Below are 17385 nucleotides of genomic sequence, written 5' to 3'. Positions count from 1 at the left end.
CCACGTCCTTCCGCGGCCTTTCTCCGCCCGCGACCGCGGTCGCTCCCCGCCTCCCCGACCTCCCCGACCTTGCCCGCCGACCCTGGTGGCGAACGCAGCTGAGCCGGCACCCCCCTCACGGAGCGTCGGGCCGCGTCCGCGCCAGGGGGCAAATCGTACCTATCACTACATAAGGCGCATTATCCATCGAATCAAGCCTATACGCAGCTAATCATTAATCAAAAGCAGCAGACGTCAGTTTGTCGGGCCACCCGGCAGGAAATCACCCTAGCGTCGGGAGCAGGGCCCAATAAGGGCCATGAAGAAAAAATCCTGACCGCAGTAGGCGGCCAGGAAACGCCGACAGACACAGGGCAATTCGAAATCGAATCCTGTCAGGGAGGAACCATAATGCCCAACCTCAAGAAGATCTTCGCAGGGCTCGCGCTCAGCACCGCGGTCGTCGGCGGCGCCGTCGCCATGGGTGCCGCGGCCGCCAGCGCCGACGACAGCCCCTTCTACACGAAGAACGAGGACCGCCCCATCGTCAAGGACGGCGCGGCCAACGGCGTCGACGACAGCACGGGCGGCATCGCCCAGGACAACAAGAAGGGGGTGGACTTCCCGCGCGCGTTCTTCCCGAACAACAACAACAACCGGGAGCGCAACGACCGCAACCACAACATCAACGACCGCAACCAGAACAACTTCTGGGACACCAACAACTGGTGGGGCCAGAACCTCTACAAGGACGACAAGGCCCAGCACGACGCCTTCGGCCTCGTCGCCAAGGACGTCGCCTTCGGCTTCCAGGAGAAGGACGACAAGGCGTTCAACTGGCTCAACAACAACTGGTGGGCCGACCAGAACTGGTGGGACCACAACAACAACGACTGGTGGAACCGCAACGACCGCGAGCACACCAACAACGGCAACAACAACAACGGCAACAACGTCTGATCCGCGAGGCCTGACGCCTCGCGCGGCACCGCGCCGTCCGGTCGGGTGACGGGAGCCGGTGGGCGGGACCACCCACGAGTGCCTCTCCGCCACCGGCCGGGGACGACGGCGCCGGTGAGTGCAGCCAGGTGTTTCCAGCGCATCCGCGCGCCGAGCGACCGGAAGTCTGGAGACGCCTTCCACCGGATGGCATGAGACAAGGGCTCCGGCGAGATCCTCGCCGGAGCCCTGACCTTTCCACGCCCTGGACGGGCGGGCGAGTCCGCGGCCGCGAGGATCTGGGACCGGGACGGGGAGAACGGCCGGGCGAGTACCCTCCGGAACGGCCGGCGAATCGCGGGCCGGACACCGACTGCGTCAGCGGCCGGGCCAATCCGCGCCATGAGTCGCGACGAGAGGTCAAACTCTCCCCCGCCGAGTTTGGCCGGGGGCCCCTTCGGCAATCAAGACACCACGGCGATGACCGGACATATAGGTCATAACCGGACATCTCCGGTTCCCACCGGAGAAGTCAGAAGTACGGGCAATCCATCCTTCGAGGAGGGCCTCTATGCCCAAATTCCGGAACGTCATCACCGGCCTGGCGGTCAGCACGGCGATGGCCGGCGGCGCGCTCGCTCTGAGCACCGTCACCGCCCACGCCTCCACCCCGACCACCGCCACCATCAGCGCCAACGGGGGCTGCGGCTGGAACGGCCACGGACGTGGCCGCGACTACAACAAGAACAAGAACAAGCTCGTGAACCGGAACGAATTCCGCAGCTTCAAGTACTACAGGATCAAGAAGGTCCACCGGGACAACACCGCCTTCGCGTCCGGCGACGCCGTCGTCGACATCGACGGCGACGACGACGACTGATCCCGGACGGCGCTACCCTGCGCCGCTTCCGTACCGTGAACAAGCCGTACCGTGAACAAGCCCCGGCGGGACAGCCGCCGGGGCTCCCGTGGAGCGGCGAGGAAGGCGGACGATCAGGCGGAGCGGCGGGTCTTCCGCTTCCTGGGCGCGCTCTCCTCCTCCGCGCCTTCCGGGGCCGCCCTGCCGTCACTCTTCGCGGCGCTCTTCGCGGCGCTCTTCGTGGCGCTCTTCGCAGTGCTCTTCCCGGCGGCCTTCACCGGAGTCTTCGCCGCGCTCTTCTCGGCCGCCCCGGCGCCCTGGCGTTCCCGCTTGGCGGCCTCGACGCTGGCGCGCAGCGCGGCCATGAGGTCGACGGCCGGGCCCTGCTCGGCCGGCGCCTCGGGCGCGACGATCTCCCTGCCCGCGACCTTGGCCTCGATGACCTCCTGCAGAGCCTCCCGGTAGGCGTCGGTGTACTCCGCCGGATCGAAGTCGGCCACCATCGTGTCGATCAACGACTCGGCCATCTTCAGTTCCTGGGGCCGCACCTGGACGTCCTCCTCCAGGAAGCCGAACTCGGCCTCGCGGATCTCGTCCGGCCAGAGCATCGTCTCCAGCACGAACACGCCGTCCCGGACCCGCAGCGCGGCCAGCGACTCCCGCTGGCGGAGGGCGATCTTCACGACCGCCACCTGCCCCGACCTCTCCAGGGCGTCCCGCAGCAGCACGTACGGCTTCGTCCCCTGCCCGTCGGGCTCCAGGTAGTACGACTTCGCGAAGTAGATGGGGTCGATCTGGGCGGCGGGGGTGAACTGCAGCACGTCGATCCGGCGCGAGGTGGTCAGCGGCAGGTCGGCGAAGTCCTCGTCGGTCAGCACGACCATCTCACCGGTCGGAAGCTCGTACCCCTTGGCGATGTCGGAGTACTGCACCTCCTCGCCGTCGACCGAGCAGACCCTCTTGTACTTGATCCGCCCGCCGTCCTCCCGGTGCACCTGGTGGAAGCTGACGTCCTTCTGTTCGGTCGCGGAGTACAGCTTGATGGGAATGGTGACCAGACCGAACGAGATGGCGCCCTTCCAGATGCTCCGCATGGCTACATTCTCGTCTCTGTGTTCGAATACCGCTATGGTGGGATTCAAGGGAGTTACCTCATGGGCAGGTACCCACTAATGGCGGAGCCGTACCCGGTGGAACCCGCGCTCGCGGCCTCCGGCGCTCTCCCGCGTGCCTGATTGAGCCGCCCGAGATCGGGCAGAGCCCCTTCTCTGGCGGGCCGCCAAGGGCGATCTCCGGGAATGCCCGCCGAGGGCCGGCGGGAGGAGCGGTGATGACGGAGAAGGTGCGGGTGAAGGTCGAGGACCGGATGCTGGTCCTGACCAACCTGGACAAGATCCTCTACCCCGGCACCGGGTTCACCAAGGCCGAGGTGATCGACTACTACACCCGGATCGCCCCGGCCCTGCTCCCTCATCTGCGGGGACGCCCGCTCACGGTCAAGCGCTACCCGAACGGCGCGGACGCCGCGTTCTTCTTCGAGAAGAACGCCCCCGACCACACCCCCGACTGGGTCCGTACGGTGACCCTCCCGGCGCCGGGCAGCACGAAGAACCGCGAGGAGATCGAGTTCGCGGTCGTGGAGGACCTGCCGACGCTCGTCTACTACGCCAACCTGGCCGCGCTGGAGATCCACGTGCCGATGTGGCGGGTGGCCAAGGACGGCGAGCCGCAGCCGCCCGACACCCTCGTCCTCGACCTCGACCCCGGGGCCCCGGCCACGATCGTCGACTGCTGCCGGGTCGCCGTCCTGCTGCGGCGGGCACTGGCCGACGACGGCCTGGAGAGCCATCCGAAGACCAGCGGCAACAAGGGCATGCAGCTCTACGTTCCGTGGGACCGCGGGCCCGGCACCTCCGACTACGCCAAGGAGCTGGCCCGGCGGATGCAGGCGGAGCACCCGTTCGTCACCAGTGTGATGGCCAGGAAGGAAAGGCCGGGCAAGGTCTTCATCGACTGGAGCCAGAACAATCCGGCCAAGACCACCGTCGCGCCGTACTCGCTGCGCGCGAACCCGTTGCCGACCGTGTCGACGCCCCTGCGGTGGGAAGAGGTCGAGGCGTGCGAGAACCCGGAGCAGCTCGTCTTCACCTCCTCCGACGTGCTGAAGCGCGTCGCGGAACACGGCGACCTGTTCGTGGCCCTCGGCGCTTAGCCGGGCCGCACCCCTGGCCGTAGTGTTGGACCTGGGTGTCAGACCTGTCGCAGCCGACCGTCGAACGGAAGGAAGATCACATGCCAGAGATGGAGCCCCTCGACGAGACCGCCGAGGAGATCTCGATCGAGGCGCCGGAGGCCGACGCGGTCGAGCAGCACCAGCTCGTCAAGGTCGCCGAGGACAGGCGCTGGCCCGAACGCGTCCCGTTCGACGCCGACCCGGCCGACGTGACCGAGCAGGAGCGCACGGTCGACCTCGACGACGACGACTATCGCTGATCACAGATACCGACACGTAGGATGAGGCCCCGGGGCGGGAGCCCCCGATGCGCTTCTTGCAAGGAGACTGCCGTGACCGCTACCCCGGACGCCAAGCCCCGGGGCACCCGGCTGCCCCGGATGGCCCGCCGCCGCCAGTTGCTGAGCGCGGCGCAGGAAGTGTTCGTGGAGAACGGCTACCACGCCGCGGCGATGGATGAGATCGCCGAGCGGGCCGGGGTCAGCAAGCCCGTGCTCTACCAGCACTTCCCGGGCAAGCTTGAGCTGTATCTCGCACTGCTCGACCTGCACGTGGACGACATGGTGAACCGGTGCCGCCAGGCGCTCGAGTCGACCACCGACAACAAGCAGCGGGTGCAGGCGGCCATCGGCGCCTTCTTCGACTTCGTGTCGAGCCAGGGAGAGGCCTTCCGGCTGGTCTTCGAGTCCGACCTGCGCAACGTGGCGCCCGTACGGCAGCGCATGGAGCGCTCGCTGTACGAGAGCGCCGAGGCGATCAGCCGGGTGATCCAGGAGGACACCGGCTGCTCCAGCGACGAGGCGCACCTGCTCGGCGTCGGACTGGTCGGCATGGCCGAGGTGAGCGCGCGCTACTGGCTGAGCAGCCACGGCTCGATCCCCAAGGAGGCGGCGACGCAGCTGATGGCACGCCTGGCCTGGCGCGGCATCAGCGGCTTCCCCCGCACCGGCTGACCGGGCCTCCGGTTCCCTGTTCGCTTGACGCGATCACAGGGCTCGCCGCGCTACCGGGCGACGACGATGGGGAGAGAACAGCCCTCGCGAAAGGGGAGCCTTATGGAAATAAAGATCGGCGTGCAGTCGGTGCACCGCGAGATCGTCGTGGAGACCGACCTGTCGGCCGAGGAGATCGAAGAGGAGCTCCGCAAGGCGCTCGCCTCGGACAAGGGCGTCTTCTCCCTGACCGACACGACGGGACGCCGGGTGGTCGTACCCGTGACCTCGCTCGGGTTCGTCGAGATCGGCGAGGACGAGACGCGTCCCGTCGGCTTCGGCGGAACTCTCTGACCCGGAGACGCTCCGGCTCGGAGACGCTCTGACTCAGAACGCCCTGACTTCAAACGCTCTGACTCAGAACGCTCTGACGCGGAAACAGTCTGACGGCGGCCGGAGCCGACCGGCGGCGCGGGTGTCCCAGGACGCGCGGCGTGCCGGCGGCCGGAGCCGGCCGCCCGGGTCAGGACCGCCCGTAACCGCATCCGCGGGGACGCCGGGTGAGATCCGCCCGATGCGGATCGTCCCGTCTTCCGCCGATCGTCGGACAGCCCGCGCTTCCTCTCCGCAGAATCGCACGGGGGGTCCAGCTGTTCGGCCCACATCTTGTCAAGGAACTGCCGTAGCGGCGCGAGGCCCTCATGCTCGCACCGTACATCCGTTTGCCGGGTGCGCGAATCAGGAACGGCGAGGTTTCACCCGTTGGGGGTGAGGCCGAGAGCCGTCATGCGCCTGCCGTGCTCCTCGGTCAGCCGGGCGAACATCCGCCCGATCTCCGCCAGATCCTCCCCCTGCTCGCCCACGAGCAGCGCGGCGAGGTGCGGACGGGCGGCGGCCAGCCGCTGCCCCTGGCTCAGCGCCTCGCCGACCATCCGGCGGGCCCACAGCGCGAGCCGCCCGCACAGACGCGGATCGGCGTCGAGCGCCGCGCGCATCCGCTCCACCGCGAACTCCGAACGGCCCTCGTCGGCCAGCACCTCGTCGACCAGGGCGGTGGTCGAGGGGTCGGCGTGGCGGGCGGCCTCGCGGTAGAAGTCGCCCGCGATCCCCACGCCCACGTAGGCCTTCACCAGCGCCTCGTACCAGTCCTTCGGCCTGGTCTGGGCGTGCCAGGCGTCGATCGCCTCGACGAAGGGGGCCATCGCCTCCTCCGGATCGGCCCCGAGCGAGGCGATCCGGTCGCGCAGCACCCGGAAGTGCCCGTACTCGGCCGCGGCCACGTCCCCGAGCGCCGCCCTGTCGTTCAGCGTCGGCGCGAACAGCGCGGCGTCCTCGGCCAGCCTGAGGAAGGCGGTGAGCTCGGCGTACGCGAGGACGCCCAGCAGGTCGACGATCCCGGGAGACGAATCACTCATGGATGCAGCGTAAGGGTCGGCGCGACGCCCGCGGAGCCGGCCGCTCCGGTCCGGCGGAACCCCGGCGCGACCCCCGGTGGAACCCCGTACGGCCGCCCACAGGACAACAGTTTTTAGCGAGAAGACGCGGAAATCGGTTCCGTGTTGTGGTATCGAGTAGACTGGTTCGTGGAAGTGCGACCGCACTGGCCAACAACCAGCGCTGGCCTACAACCGAGTCGATCCGGGGTTTGCCCCGGACCTCTGGAACCAGTGGATGCCGCGGTCGCTGTTCACGACGAGGGCGCGACTGTCCGCGAGGACCCGGACCGGGAAAGATCTGCCGGCCGGATGTCCCGGAGGGCCGCCTTCACAGATTGAGGCAGGCCACGCTGACAACGACGTTCCGAGACCTGGGAGTCATCCCGGAGATCGCCGATGCCCTCGAGACCGAGGGCATCACTTCACCGTTCCCGATTCAGGAGATGGCGCTCCCGCTGGCGCTGGCCGGCCAGGACGTCATCGGGCAGGCGCGCACGGGCACCGGCAAGACCTATGCCTTCGGCGTCGCCATGCTCCAACTGGTCGGCAAGCCGAGGAAGAACCGCAAGAAGCCCCGCGGTCTCGTCCTCGTCCCCACGCGCGAACTGGCCCTTCAGGTGACCGAGGACCTCGTCCTCGCCGCCGGGAAGCTGGGGTCGCGCATCCTCACCGTCTACGGCGGGCGCGCGTACGAGCCCCAGATCGAGGCGCTCAAGAACGGCGTCGACGTGATCGTCGGCACCCCGGGGCGGCTGCTCGACCTCGTCAAGCAGAAGCACCTCGACCTGAGCCAGATCACCATGCTCGTCCTCGACGAGGCCGACCGCATGCTCGATCTCGGGTTCCTCCCGGACATCGAGCGGATCATCAAGCTCGTGCCGGACGACCGCCAGACCATGCTGTTCTCGGCCACGATGCCCGGCGAGATCGTGAACCTGTCGCGCCGCTACCTCGACCGGCCCACCCGCGTGCGCGCGGAGAGCGGCACGGCCGAGGCCGAGACGACCACGCTCACCACGCAGTACGTGTACCGCACGCACCGCATGGACAAGATCGAGATTCTCGGGCGGCTGCTGCAGAGCAGGGGCGCCGGGCTCACGATGGTGTTCTGCGAGACCAAGCGGGCCTGCGACATGGTCGCCGAGCAGCTCAAGGACAAGGGTTTCGCGGTGGCGGCCGTCCACGGCGACCTCGGTCAGGGCCAGCGCGAGCAGGCGCTGCGCGCCTTCCGCAACGGCAAGATCAACGTGCTGGTGGCGACCGACGTCGCGGCGCGCGGCATCGACATCGACGACGTGACCCACGTCGTCAACTACGACTGCCCGCAGGACGAGAAGGCCTACGTCCACCGGATCGGCCGCACCGGCCGGGCGGGCCGCACCGGCGTCGCGGTGACCTTCGTCGAGTGGACCGAGCTGACCCGCTGGAAGGTCATCAACAACGCCCTCTCGCTGGACTTCGCCGATCCCGTCGAGACCTATTCGAGCTCGCCGCACCTGTACGGCGAACTCGACATCCCCGAGGGCACCAGGGGCGTGCTGCCGCGCGCCCAGCGCTCGCGCGCGGGCCTGGAGTCCGAGGAGATCGAGGACCTCGGCGAGACCGGGCGCACCCGTTCCCGCGGCAAGTCCGACCGGGGCGGGCGCGGCAACGGCCGTGACCGCGACCGTGATCGTGACCACGACAACAGCGAGGAGCGCCGGGAGCGCCCCGCCCGCACCCGCGAGCGGCGGCGCACCCGTGGCGGACGCCTCCAGGAGGCCGGAGCGTCCTCCCCCGGCGACGCCGACGCCCTGACCCCGCAGGTGGGGGACGGCTCCGAGTCGCCTGAGCAGCCCGCCCAGGCCGCACAGGCCCAGCCCCAGACCCAGGGGCGCAGGTCCCGGCGAGGGGGCGCCAACACGGACGCCCTGACCGGCGCGCTGGCCGAGGTCCCGGCCGCACGGCCGCAGGAGGAGCAGGCGGACGGACCGGCGGCCGGTGCGGTGTCCGAGCCGGAGCCGGCCCCGCGCCGGGCCTCCCGCCGCAGGACCCGCGCCGCCGACACGGCCGGTACCCCGGTCGCCGAGCCCCGAATCGACGAGTCACAGGTCGTCGAGTCACCTGCCGGCGAGCAGCGGAGCGGGGACCAGGCGGTCGCCGCGCCCGTCGAGGACCGGCCCGCCCGCCGGCGCGGAACCCGCGCCGCCGCGGCGGCCACCACGGGGGCCACCACGGGCACGGAGGACGCCGCGGCGGCCTCTCCGGCCGTCTCTCCGGCTGTCTCCGTGGACCGGCCCACGCGCCGCCGTACGCGGAGCACGGACGCGGGCGCCTCGGACGAGGCGCCGTCCACGCCGTCTGTGCCGGCCGCGCCGGCCGGCGCGGCCGGCGAGGCGACCGTGAACGGCGTGGCGGACGAGCCCGCCCGGCCGCCGGTCGTCCGGCAGGAGCCGGAACGGATCATTCCGGCCAGCCCGTTCATGGTCGTGTTCAAGTCTCCCGACCTCGCGACCGACGACGACGATCCCGCTCCGTCCGCCGCGACCGAGCGGGCCCAGCAGCGGCGCCGCCCGGCCCGGCCTCGCCCGCGCCGTACGGGGTGAGGGGCCGGCCGCGGCCCGCTCGTCGATGAGCACGACCACCAGGGCAGGGAGAGCGCCGGACACCCGGCGCCCTCCCTGCTTTCGCGCGTGGGCGCCTTTACGCGTGGGCGCCTTCACACGTGGGCACGGTCCCCCCGGCGGGCCGCCACGTTCGCAGTGGGTATGACCTGGACAGGAGGCACGCGTCATGACACCCGGACTCTCTCTGCCCGGCCGGTCCGCAACCGGCTTGGATCTTTCGGCGGTGTCGCCGGAGTCCCCGCTGGGTATCGTGATGCCACGTGAGTGAGCGAGCCTTCAGCAGACGGTCCATGCCGGGGAACCCGGGTGAGATGGAGGAGGTCTCGTGAGCACGCCACGGTTCCTGACCCTCCCTCCGGGCGTCAGCAGCGAGCAGATCGAGACGCCGCTGGGCTCGTTCGCGGCCCTGGAGGCGCTTCCCGTGAGCGGGATCCCCGAGCGCTGGCCCGCCCTCCTCGTCCCCGGCTTCACCGGGTCGAAGGAGGACTTCATCGCCGTGCTGCAGACCCTCGCGCAGGCCGGCCGCCGGGTGATCGCCGTGGACATGCGCGGGCAGTACGAGACGCCCGGCCCCGACGACCCGGCGGCGTACACCTGCGGGGCGCTCGGCGCGGACGTCGACGCGATCGCCGCGGTCGTCGGGCAGGGCGAGCCGGTGCACCTCATGGGGCACTCCTTCGGCGGCCTCGTCGCCCGGGAGGTCGCGCTGAACGGCGCCGCCAAGATTGCCTCGCTCACGCTCATGAGCTCCGGGCCCGCCGGCATCGTCGGGCCCCGGGAGCAGATGGGCCGGGTGATGCTCGCCGAACTGCCCGAGTACGGCCTGGACTACATGTGGTCCAACCGGATGGAGCCGGAGGCGCTGAAGGCGGGCGTCCCGGACGACATCGTGGCGTTCCTGCGCAAGCGGCTGCTGGCCAACCATCCCACCGGGCTCATGACCATGGCGCACGAGGTGCTCGGCGCCGCCGACCGGTGCGACGAGCTCGCCCAGTGCGACCTCGACCTCCTGGTCCTGTACGGCGAGCACGACGACGGCTGGCCGCCGCCGCTGCAGGCCGAGATGGCCCGCCGGCTCGACGCGGAGTGCGTCGTGGTGCCCGGGGCACTCCACTCACCCGCCGTCGAGGCGCCCGAGACCACCGCCGCCGCCCTGACCCGGTTCTGGAACGCGGCCGAGAGCCGGCTGCTCCAGCACGGCTGACGCGACGGCCATGACCGGGGTCAGCGGTCCGACCGTCCAGCCTCCCGAGTCCGTGACGTGGCTGGTCCACGTCGACCGGACCATGTGGGTGGGCGGCGTCCGCGGCCTGATGCTGCAGGCCCTGCATCCGGTGGCGATGCGGGGCGTGTGGCAGAACTCCGACTTCCGGGAGGACCCCTTCGGGCGGCTGCGCCGTACGGCCGACTTCGTGGGCCGCGTGACGTACGGCAGCCCGGAGGAGGCCGAGCGGATCGGCAGGCGGGTCCGCGCGATCCACCGGGCGCTGCGCGTCCACGACCCCGACACGGGCCGGGTCCACCGGGTGGACGACCCCGAACTGCTGCTGTGGGTCCACTGCGCGGAGGTCACGTCCTACCTGGAGGTCGTCCGCCGCGCCGGCGTCCCGATCACCGACCGGCAGGCCGACCGCTACCTCACCGAGCAGCGGCGCAGCGCGGCGTACGTCGGGCTGCGCCCGGAGGACGTGCCGGGCACGATGCGCGAGATGGACGACTACTTCGCCCGGATGCGGCCCGTCCTGCGGGTCATCCCCGAGTCGGCCGCCGCCGTCCGGTTCCTGCTCTGGCCGCGTCTGCCGGAGAATCTGCGGTTCCTGTCCCCGGCCAGGCCGGTCTACTTCCCGTTCGGCGCGCTCTGCTACTACACGCTGCCCCGCTGGGCCCGCCGCCTGTACGGCGTGCTGCCGGAGGTGCCGGAGATCGCGGTCACGGCGGCGCTGAGGGCGTTCCGGCTCACCATGAACACCATTCCCGACCCGATGCACCAGCGCGTGCTCGGCGAGGGCACCAGGGCCATGCTGCGGGCCTCCCGGGAGCGCCTCGGCGCGGCCGGGTACGACGTCGGCCAGGGCCTGCGGGGGCTGGCCGACCCACGCCGCCACCCCGCCGCGACCCCGCCCGGAGGCTGACCGGAGACACAGCCTAGCCGGGGACCTCCTCGGCCGTGGGGAGGCCGTCCCAGGGCAGGCGTTCGGAGGAGGCGGCCCGTCCCTCCGGGCAGTGCGCGCGGAAGTCGCACCACGAGCAGATGGGTCCCGGCTCGGGCGGGAACAACGCGTCGATCTCCGGCGGCACCGCGACGGCGGCGCCGTCCTCCGCGGACCCGCCCTCCCCTCGCCTCGGGGCCGGCACGGCGCCCGTCGCACGGCCCCGCCCGCGGCCCGTCGTACGGCCGCTCTCGCGGGAGGAGGGCCCGGCCCACTCCCGGTAGGCGTCGTCGGCGTCCGCCGCCTCCAGGCCGATCTCCTCGGCCCGGCGCAGGTGGCGGGCCAGCGACTCGTCGCCGTGCTCCCACTCCGCGACCGAACCGGTGGGCAGGTGATGCAGCTCCACCCGGTGGCAGGGGCGGCGCATCATGCGGGACGAGGCGATCGCGTAGACGGCGAGCGCGAGCGAGGACCGGGCGTCGTCGGGCGTCGGCGGGCGTCGGCCGGTCTTGTAGTCGACGACGACCAGTTCGTCCCCACGCCGGTCCAGCCGGTCGATCCGGCCGGACAGGGCGAGCACGGACGTGCGCGTGGCGACCGTCCGCTCGACGCCCACCGGCTCGTCGGCCGGGTCGAGCGTCGCGACGTAGGAGGAGACCATCTCGCGGGCCCGGTCCCGCCAGGCCGCCGACTGCTCCTCGTCCCTGAACCCCTCGCGGATCCAGCCGCCGGTCAGCAGGGTGGCCGCCACGACCGGCGTACGCCGCTCGTACGGCTCCCGCCACCACGCGGCCAGCGCGTTGTGCACCGAGGCCCCCACGCTGTTGTGCGCCCATGGAGGCCCCTTGCGCGGGGCCGGCCGGTCGAGGTAGGCGAAGCGGTAGCGGCGCCGGCAGTCGAGCCAGGTGTTCAGGCGTGACGGAGTGCAGGTGTAGAGCCGCCTCGGCATGCCCTCGAGGCCGAGCTGCTCCACGGCACTACTCGTCGCGGTTCAGCGTGATGCCGGACGCGCCGGTGCCGTCCACCAGCGGCGAGATCGGCTCGGCCTCCTCGGCGCCGGTGAGCGACCCCGACAGCCAGCGGTCGAACTCGGGCTCCAGGTCGCCGATCCTGCCCTCCTCGCCGTGCGCGGGCAGCACCCTCGTCTCGTGCGGCAGCGTGAACAGCCGCTCGCCGATGGAGGTGAGCTGGTCGGCCAGGGCGGGATACTCCCCGCCGAGCTTGCCCGGCCCGTCCATGAGCAGGGTCTTCCCGGTGAAGACCGCCGCGAGCTCCTCGCAGTAGAGCGAGACGCCGCCCGCGGTCACGCCCGGGGTGGCGAGCACCTCAAGCTCGACGTCGGCCACGGAGAACAGTCCCTCGTCCTCCATCTCGATGTCGGGCCAGGTCTCCTCCCAGGTCTGCCGCCACAGGCGCCTGTCCTTGGCGTGGACGGCGATCACCGCCTCGTCCCTGGCCGCCACCTCGATCGCGGCGCCCACGTGGTCGGGCAGCCCGTGGGTGCAGATGACGGCGAGGACCTCGCGGTCGCCGACCTTCTCCAGGATCTTCTCGGCGTCCCGTGCCGGGTCGATGACGATCACCTCGTCGTCGTCACCCAGGATCCAGGTGTTGTTCTCGACCTTGTGCTCGTCGCCCTCGATGTCCACGAGGCCCGAGGTCACCACTCGTTCGATACGCGCTGTCACGGCTCAGAACCTTACTATCCCCGGCGCTTCGGACCGGCTTTACCGCGCATCCCCGTCCAGTCTCGGCGAGAGGGCGCCGAAGGGCGGAGCCACCGCCTGGTCCTGGTCGCGCAGGTCACGCAGCGAGAGATCGGCCAGCGCGATGAAACAACCGGCCTCGGCCGGCCAGGCGACCGTCCACAGCCAGTTGCCGAGGGCCTCCCCGACATAGGCGGCACGGTCGTCCGGCACGCCCGGCCCCGCGCACCACAGCGCCGTCGGGTGGCCGCGTACGTCGATCTTCGCGTGCGGCGGGCCGGCGTCGAAGCCGGAGCCGGGATCGGGCCCGGGCAGCCCTGCGTACGCGGCCCCGAGGCCGATCCCGGGCTCCTCGGCGACGATCAGCATGTCGGCGGGCCCGTGGGTGATCGAGGGGCCGGTCAGCGCGACGACGCTCGCCCTCGCACCGGTCCGTTCATCGCCCACCTCGGCGAAGCCGGTCACCAGCCACCCCGTGGGGAGCGGCCACGGAAGCCACACGGGAACCCGGGCGGCCTCGCACATAGCGTCGAGCGCGGGCTGAGAGGGCCGGTGGGGCGGCTGGAACGGCAGGACGTCGCCGTGGGCGGCGCATCGCCATGAGCTCGACCAGACGTTCGGTTCGTGCAGCGGCCCGAAGCACCGCGGGCAGGTTGGCGCGGTTCTCACAAATATTCACGGTGCTTCGGTGATGTCCATCAGTCAAGAGCCTGTCCGTTATCTAGTCGTAATCTTGGTGTTGTGCGACATCTTGGTCTTGGAAAGCGCGTCAGATGCGTCGGGGCGATCGTCACCGATCCGGACGGGCGGCTCCTGCTCGTGCGCCGGGGCCGCCCGCCCGGCGAGGGGCTGTGGTCGCTGCCCGGCGGCAGGGTCGAGCCCGGCGAGACCGACGAGCAGGCGGTGCGCCGCGAACTGCGCGAGGAGACCGGCCTCGACGTCGCCGTCGTACGGCTCGCCGGGACCGTGCTGCGGCCCGGCCCCGGCGGCGTGACGTACGAGATCCACGACTACGTGGCGACACCCTCGGGAACGGCCTCGGGGACGCCGGTGGCCGGGGACGACGCCGCCGACGCCCGCTGGTGGGCGCCGGCCGACCTGGCCGGCCTCCCGCTGACCGACGGCCTCGCCGGCGCCCTGGCCGAATGGGGGGTCGTCTCCAGGATCACCGGTCCGTGACCGTGCTGCGCCAGATCGTCAGGTGGTCGTCGGCGTAGTCGGTGGACCTGCCGACGGCCACGACCCGGCTGCCGGAGACGGCCACCGCGCCGAGCCACTGGGCGCCCCGCCCGCCCAGGCCGTCCTGGGTGAGCGTGTGCCGCGACCAGTCCAGGCCGTCCTCGGAGATCCAGGCGGTGCTGTCCCCCTCGCCGTCCGCCTCGGCGGAGCGGTGCGATCCCACCGCCACGACGCCCTTCGCGGTCGCGGTCAGGTCGAGGACCGAGGCGTCCGCCTCGGCGGGCAGCATGGCGTACTCCCAGTGCTCGCCGTCGTCGGTGGACACGGCGGAGAACGGGCGGGGGCCGTCCTCGGTCACGGCGACGCCCACCGCGACGACCCCGGCCTTCGTCGCGACCACGTGGCGCAGCCCGGCCGAGGTGGCGTCCGGCGGCAGGACCCTGCCGCGCGCGGTCCAGTTGAGCCCGTCGGAGGAGACCCAGACCACCCCCGACTCGCGGTCGGCCGAGCCCGAACCGCCGACCGCCATGAACCCGTGGGGCGTCGCCGTGACCCCGGACAGGCGCACGTTGACCCCGCCCGCGGGCAGGCTGCCGGCCGCCGAGCGGGTGATCCGCCTGAGGTCCGGGCTGAACCACAGGGCGGCGACCACCCCCGCCGCACTCCGGTCCTCACCGGCGAGGACGTAGCCCTTCTCCCCCGCGGCGACCACGCGGGGCGCGAGCAGGAAGTGGCCCGGGGGCACCTCGATCGGCGGGCCAGGCCGCCAGGACCTGCCGTCCGCCGAGGTGACCAGCAGCGGCCGGGTCACGGCGGGGTCGGTCATCGTGCCGCCCACGGCGAGCCACCCCTTCGGGCCGTGCGCCACGCCGCCGAGGGCCTGCCGCCCGGGGCCGCCGAGCAGGTCGGGGAAGCCCGCGTCCTTCCAGTTCGCCCCGTTGTTGCCACTCGTCCAGATGGCGGCGTCGCCGTTGGCCGAGCCCACCGCCACGAACGTGCCGCCGGCCGCGGCGAGGTCCGCCGTCTCCCTGGCCAGCCGGTTGAGTCCGCCGATCTCCTTGAGCGGCACGGGGTGGGCCGCCTCGCCCTTCCCCGCCGTGATCAGCACCGGCAGGTTCTCCACGTCGCCGGGGCCCCGCTTGTCGCCGCCCGCGACCAGCGTGCCGCCGTCGGTGATGGCGAGCCCCCGCACCGTGCCGGGGATCTCGCCGAGGTCGGCGCTCTTGGTCCACTCGCGCCCGTCCCGGCTGGTGTAGACGGCGTACCGCTCCCAGGCCGACTCGGCGACCGCCGCGATCCCCGCCGCCGACGAGGCGAGGCCGCGTACGCCCGTGCCCTGCGCGCCGAGCGGCCCGATGGCGCCGCACTGCGTCCAGGCGGCGCCCTCGGGCGAGCAGTACACCCGCACCTCGCCGCCGGCGTCCCGCTGCCGGGTGGGCACGAGCACGAAGCCCTTCTCCGCGGCGGCGAGCGCGCCCGGCTCGGGCCGTACGTCGGAGATCGCCGCGGCCGTACGCAGCCAGGTGCGGCCGCCGTCGTCGGATCGCAGGATGACCGAGACCGTGTCGCCGGAGCCGGGGTCGGCGAGCGCCACCACCCGGTCGCCGCGCGCCGCCACCGCCCGCATGCCGCGGACCTTGTCGGGCGTGCCGATCTGTTCGGTGTCCACCCGGGTCCAGCCGGTGCCGTCGGCCGACACCCAGGCCACCGGGCCCGCCGTGCCGTCGCGCAGGGTCGTCGCGCCCACGGCCAGGAAGCCGGTCGCGGTCCGCGCCACGTCGGTGATCCTGTCCTGGCTCCAGAAGGCGGTCAGCCGGAGCGGGTCGACCGCGGTCCAGGAACGGCCGTCGGAGGAGACCCACATGCCGCGCGCGGCGGGGCCCGCGGGGCCCGGCGCGTCGGTGCCGACCGCGAGCCAGCGGCCGTCGCCGCCCGCGACCCGGCCCACGGCCGCCGCCGCGGTCTCGTAGCCCGGAGCTCCCGCGACCCGGCCCAGCTGCCAGTGCGCGCCGCCGTCGGCGGAGACGAGGAACAGCGGCCGGGCGAACGCCCCGGTCATGTCGCTGCCCGCCGCCACGACGGTCGAGCCCGCCGAGGCGAACGCGTTGAGCACCTGGCTGGAGCCGTTGCCCGGCAGGCCCGGCGCGGCGAAGGCGGTGTCGCCCGACTGGCCGTCGCCCGCGGCGAGCCGCAGCCCGGTCGTGGCCGGGCCCCTGGACCACTTCACCACCGCCACGCCCAGCACCGCCGCCACGACGAGGACCGCCGCGACGACCAGCGGCGTGACGAGCCGGGGCAGCCCCCGGACCGGCGAGCCGCGGCCCGGCAGCACCCGCCTGTGGTGGCGCCCTCCGCCCGGTCTCGGCGGCCCGACGGCCACGAGCACGTCGTGCCGGGCCGGGCGGCCGCCCGGCGGGCGGCCGATGCGCTCGACCGGCCCGGCCTCGGGTCCGGGCCGTGACCCGGGCTCCGGCCCGAACTCAGGGCCGAACTCAGGGCCGGACTCAGGGTCGAACTCCGGCCCGGGCTCCGGCTCGACGGGGATCTCCGGGCTCATCCGGATGCCCGGCTCGGCTGTCTCCGGCTCACCTGGCTCCCGGTCGTCTGTGTCCGGATCGTCGCCGTGTCCGTGGCCGTGGCGTGAGGCGGGCTCGGGGGGCGTGTGCGCCCACACGTGCTCCTGTCCCGCCGTCTCCTGTCCAGCCGGGGGACGCAGCGGGCCGGACGGAGGAGTGTCGATCTCGGGGGCCCCGGGGCCGTCGGGGTTCTCACGCGGGATCTGCGCCCGGCGCTGCCGGGGCGGGCCCGAGGCGACCAGCTTGTCCGGCCGGTCCACGACGCGCCGCCGCCGGCCCCCTTCCTCCAGCGGTCCGGCCTCCGACGGTCCGGCCTCCGACGGTCCGGTCGACCTGGCACCCTCGCCGTGCCAGGTGGTGGAGTCCTGAGGGGAGCCCGGTGGGCCGGTGGCTCCGGTGTCTGTGGCTCCGGTGTCTGTGGCTCCGGTGTCTGTGGCTGCGGTGTCCGCGGCGGCGCCGTACGGGGCCGAGTAGGGCCTGCGGCCGGTCCGGTGCGGATGGCCGCCGGATAAGTGGGGCGGGTCCTCCGCCTCCGGCCGCGGCGCCCAGTCGTGCGCCTCGCCCTGAGACCCTGCCTGCGACCCCGCTTGAGGCCCTGCTTGAGGCCCTGCTTGAGGCCCTGCCTGGGGTTCGGGGCGTGGCTGCGGGTCGCCGAATTTGCGGTAGGGCCGGGTGTCCTCGTCGTCCCCGGACAGGACGTCCCCGGACAAGGGCTCCTCGGGTAAGGCGTCCTCGGGTACGGGGGCGGCGAAGGGGGGCAGTGCCCACGGGGAGGGACCCGGCGGCCGGT

At 72.3% G+C, this 17385-nt stretch carries 16 protein-coding genes; 10 read left to right on the top strand and 6 right to left on the bottom strand.

Annotation, left to right across the window (positions count from 1 at the left end):
- Positions 1-390 precede the first annotated feature (390 nt).
- Positions 391-939 carry a hypothetical protein gene (locus HHX37_RS31635; protein WP_182887766.1) on the top strand — a complete coding sequence of 183 codons (549 nt, stop codon included), beginning with the start codon at positions 391-393 and terminating at the stop codon, positions 937-939.
- A 550-nt stretch (positions 940-1489) separates the two neighbouring features.
- Positions 1490-1798, top strand: a complete 309-nt coding sequence (locus HHX37_RS31630; protein WP_182875862.1) for a hypothetical protein — start codon at positions 1490-1492, stop codon at positions 1796-1798.
- 113 nt (positions 1799-1911) lie between these two features.
- On the opposite strand, the gene HHX37_RS31625 is transcribed toward HHX37_RS31630, so the two are convergent.
- Positions 1912-2871, bottom strand: a complete 960-nt coding sequence (locus HHX37_RS31625) for a Ku protein (RefSeq protein WP_182887765.1) — start codon at positions 2869-2871, stop codon at positions 1912-1914.
- A 236-nt stretch (positions 2872-3107) separates the two neighbouring features.
- On the opposite strand from HHX37_RS31625, the gene ligD reads away from it, so the two are divergent.
- The 4 genes from ligD (at position 3108) to HHX37_RS31605 (ending at position 5296) form a co-directional block, all read left to right on the top strand.
- Positions 3108-3989, top strand: a complete 882-nt coding sequence (gene ligD / locus HHX37_RS31620; protein ID WP_182887764.1) for a non-homologous end-joining DNA ligase — start codon at positions 3108-3110, stop codon at positions 3987-3989.
- Positions 3990-4069: 80 nt separating this feature from the next.
- Positions 4070-4270 (top strand): hypothetical protein, encoded by a 201-nt coding sequence (locus HHX37_RS31615; RefSeq protein WP_182883437.1) that lies wholly within the window; start codon positions 4070-4072, stop codon positions 4268-4270.
- Positions 4271-4342: 72 nt separating this feature from the next.
- Entirely contained in the window at positions 4343-4963 is a 621-nt protein-coding gene (locus HHX37_RS31610; protein WP_117409108.1) for a TetR/AcrR family transcriptional regulator, read from the top strand.
- Positions 4964-5065: 102 nt separating this feature from the next.
- Positions 5066-5296: a DUF3107 domain-containing protein gene (locus HHX37_RS31605; RefSeq protein WP_182875866.1), complete on the top strand. Its 231-nt coding sequence runs from the start codon at positions 5066-5068 to the stop codon at positions 5294-5296.
- Positions 5297-5697: 401 nt separating this feature from the next.
- Here the strand turns inward: HHX37_RS31605 and HHX37_RS31600 are convergent, their stop codons facing one another.
- Entirely contained in the window at positions 5698-6357 is a 660-nt protein-coding gene (locus tag HHX37_RS31600; protein ID WP_182875867.1) for a ferritin-like fold-containing protein, read from the bottom strand.
- Positions 6358-6821: 464 nt separating this feature from the next.
- Between HHX37_RS31600 and HHX37_RS31595 the strand changes: the two genes are divergently transcribed.
- The 3 genes from HHX37_RS31595 to HHX37_RS31585 all read left to right on the top strand — a co-directional run bounded on the left by HHX37_RS31595 (position 6822) and on the right by HHX37_RS31585 (position 11116).
- On the top strand, positions 6822-8963 hold the full coding sequence (locus HHX37_RS31595; protein WP_259406896.1) for a DEAD/DEAH box helicase: 2142 nt from the start codon (positions 6822-6824) through the stop codon (positions 8961-8963).
- Positions 8964-9309: 346 nt separating this feature from the next.
- A complete protein-coding gene (locus HHX37_RS31590; RefSeq protein WP_117409111.1) occupies positions 9310-10188 on the top strand; it encodes an alpha/beta fold hydrolase in 879 nt (292 codons plus the stop codon).
- A gap of 10 nt (positions 10189-10198) precedes the next feature.
- Positions 10199-11116: an oxygenase MpaB family protein gene (locus HHX37_RS31585; RefSeq protein ID WP_182875869.1), complete on the top strand. Its 918-nt coding sequence runs from the start codon at positions 10199-10201 to the stop codon at positions 11114-11116.
- Positions 11117-11129: 13 nt separating this feature from the next.
- Here the strand turns inward: HHX37_RS31585 and HHX37_RS31580 are convergent, their stop codons facing one another.
- From HHX37_RS31580 to HHX37_RS31570, 3 genes are read right to left on the bottom strand one after another with little or no spacing between them, the layout of a single operon-like run.
- A complete protein-coding gene (locus tag HHX37_RS31580) occupies positions 11130-12107 on the bottom strand; it encodes a PD-(D/E)XK nuclease family protein (RefSeq protein ID WP_310738367.1) in 978 nt (325 codons plus the stop codon).
- A 4-nt stretch (positions 12108-12111) separates the two neighbouring features.
- Positions 12112-12822 (bottom strand): MBL fold metallo-hydrolase, encoded by a 711-nt coding sequence (locus tag HHX37_RS31575; protein ID WP_117409113.1) that lies wholly within the window; start codon positions 12820-12822, stop codon positions 12112-12114.
- A gap of 39 nt (positions 12823-12861) precedes the next feature.
- Positions 12862-13509: a DUF6758 family protein gene (locus HHX37_RS31570; RefSeq protein ID WP_117409114.1), complete on the bottom strand. Its 648-nt coding sequence runs from the start codon at positions 13507-13509 to the stop codon at positions 12862-12864.
- 72 nt (positions 13510-13581) lie between these two features.
- Here HHX37_RS31570 and HHX37_RS31565 point away from each other — a divergent pair, with 72 nt between their 5' ends.
- Positions 13582-14019 carry an NUDIX hydrolase gene (locus HHX37_RS31565; RefSeq protein ID WP_182887762.1) on the top strand — a complete coding sequence of 146 codons (438 nt, stop codon included), beginning with the start codon at positions 13582-13584 and terminating at the stop codon, positions 14017-14019.
- Here HHX37_RS31565 and HHX37_RS31560 read toward each other — a convergent pair.
- The gene (locus HHX37_RS31560) at positions 14006-16855 is read right to left on the bottom strand and encodes a hypothetical protein (protein ID WP_182887761.1); all 2850 of its coding nucleotides are present in this window, start codon (positions 16853-16855) and stop codon (positions 14006-14008) included. The genes HHX37_RS31565 and HHX37_RS31560 overlap by 14 nt on opposite strands.
- Positions 16856-17385: the final 530 nt, after the last annotated feature.

This window comes from Microbispora sp. H10885 (assembly GCF_014161415.1).
Taxonomy (GTDB): domain Bacteria; phylum Actinomycetota; class Actinomycetes; order Streptosporangiales; family Streptosporangiaceae; genus Microbispora; species Microbispora triticiradicis.
The sequence above is the reverse complement of the archived record's forward strand: the minus strand, read 5'-3'. Positions and strand labels throughout refer to the sequence as shown.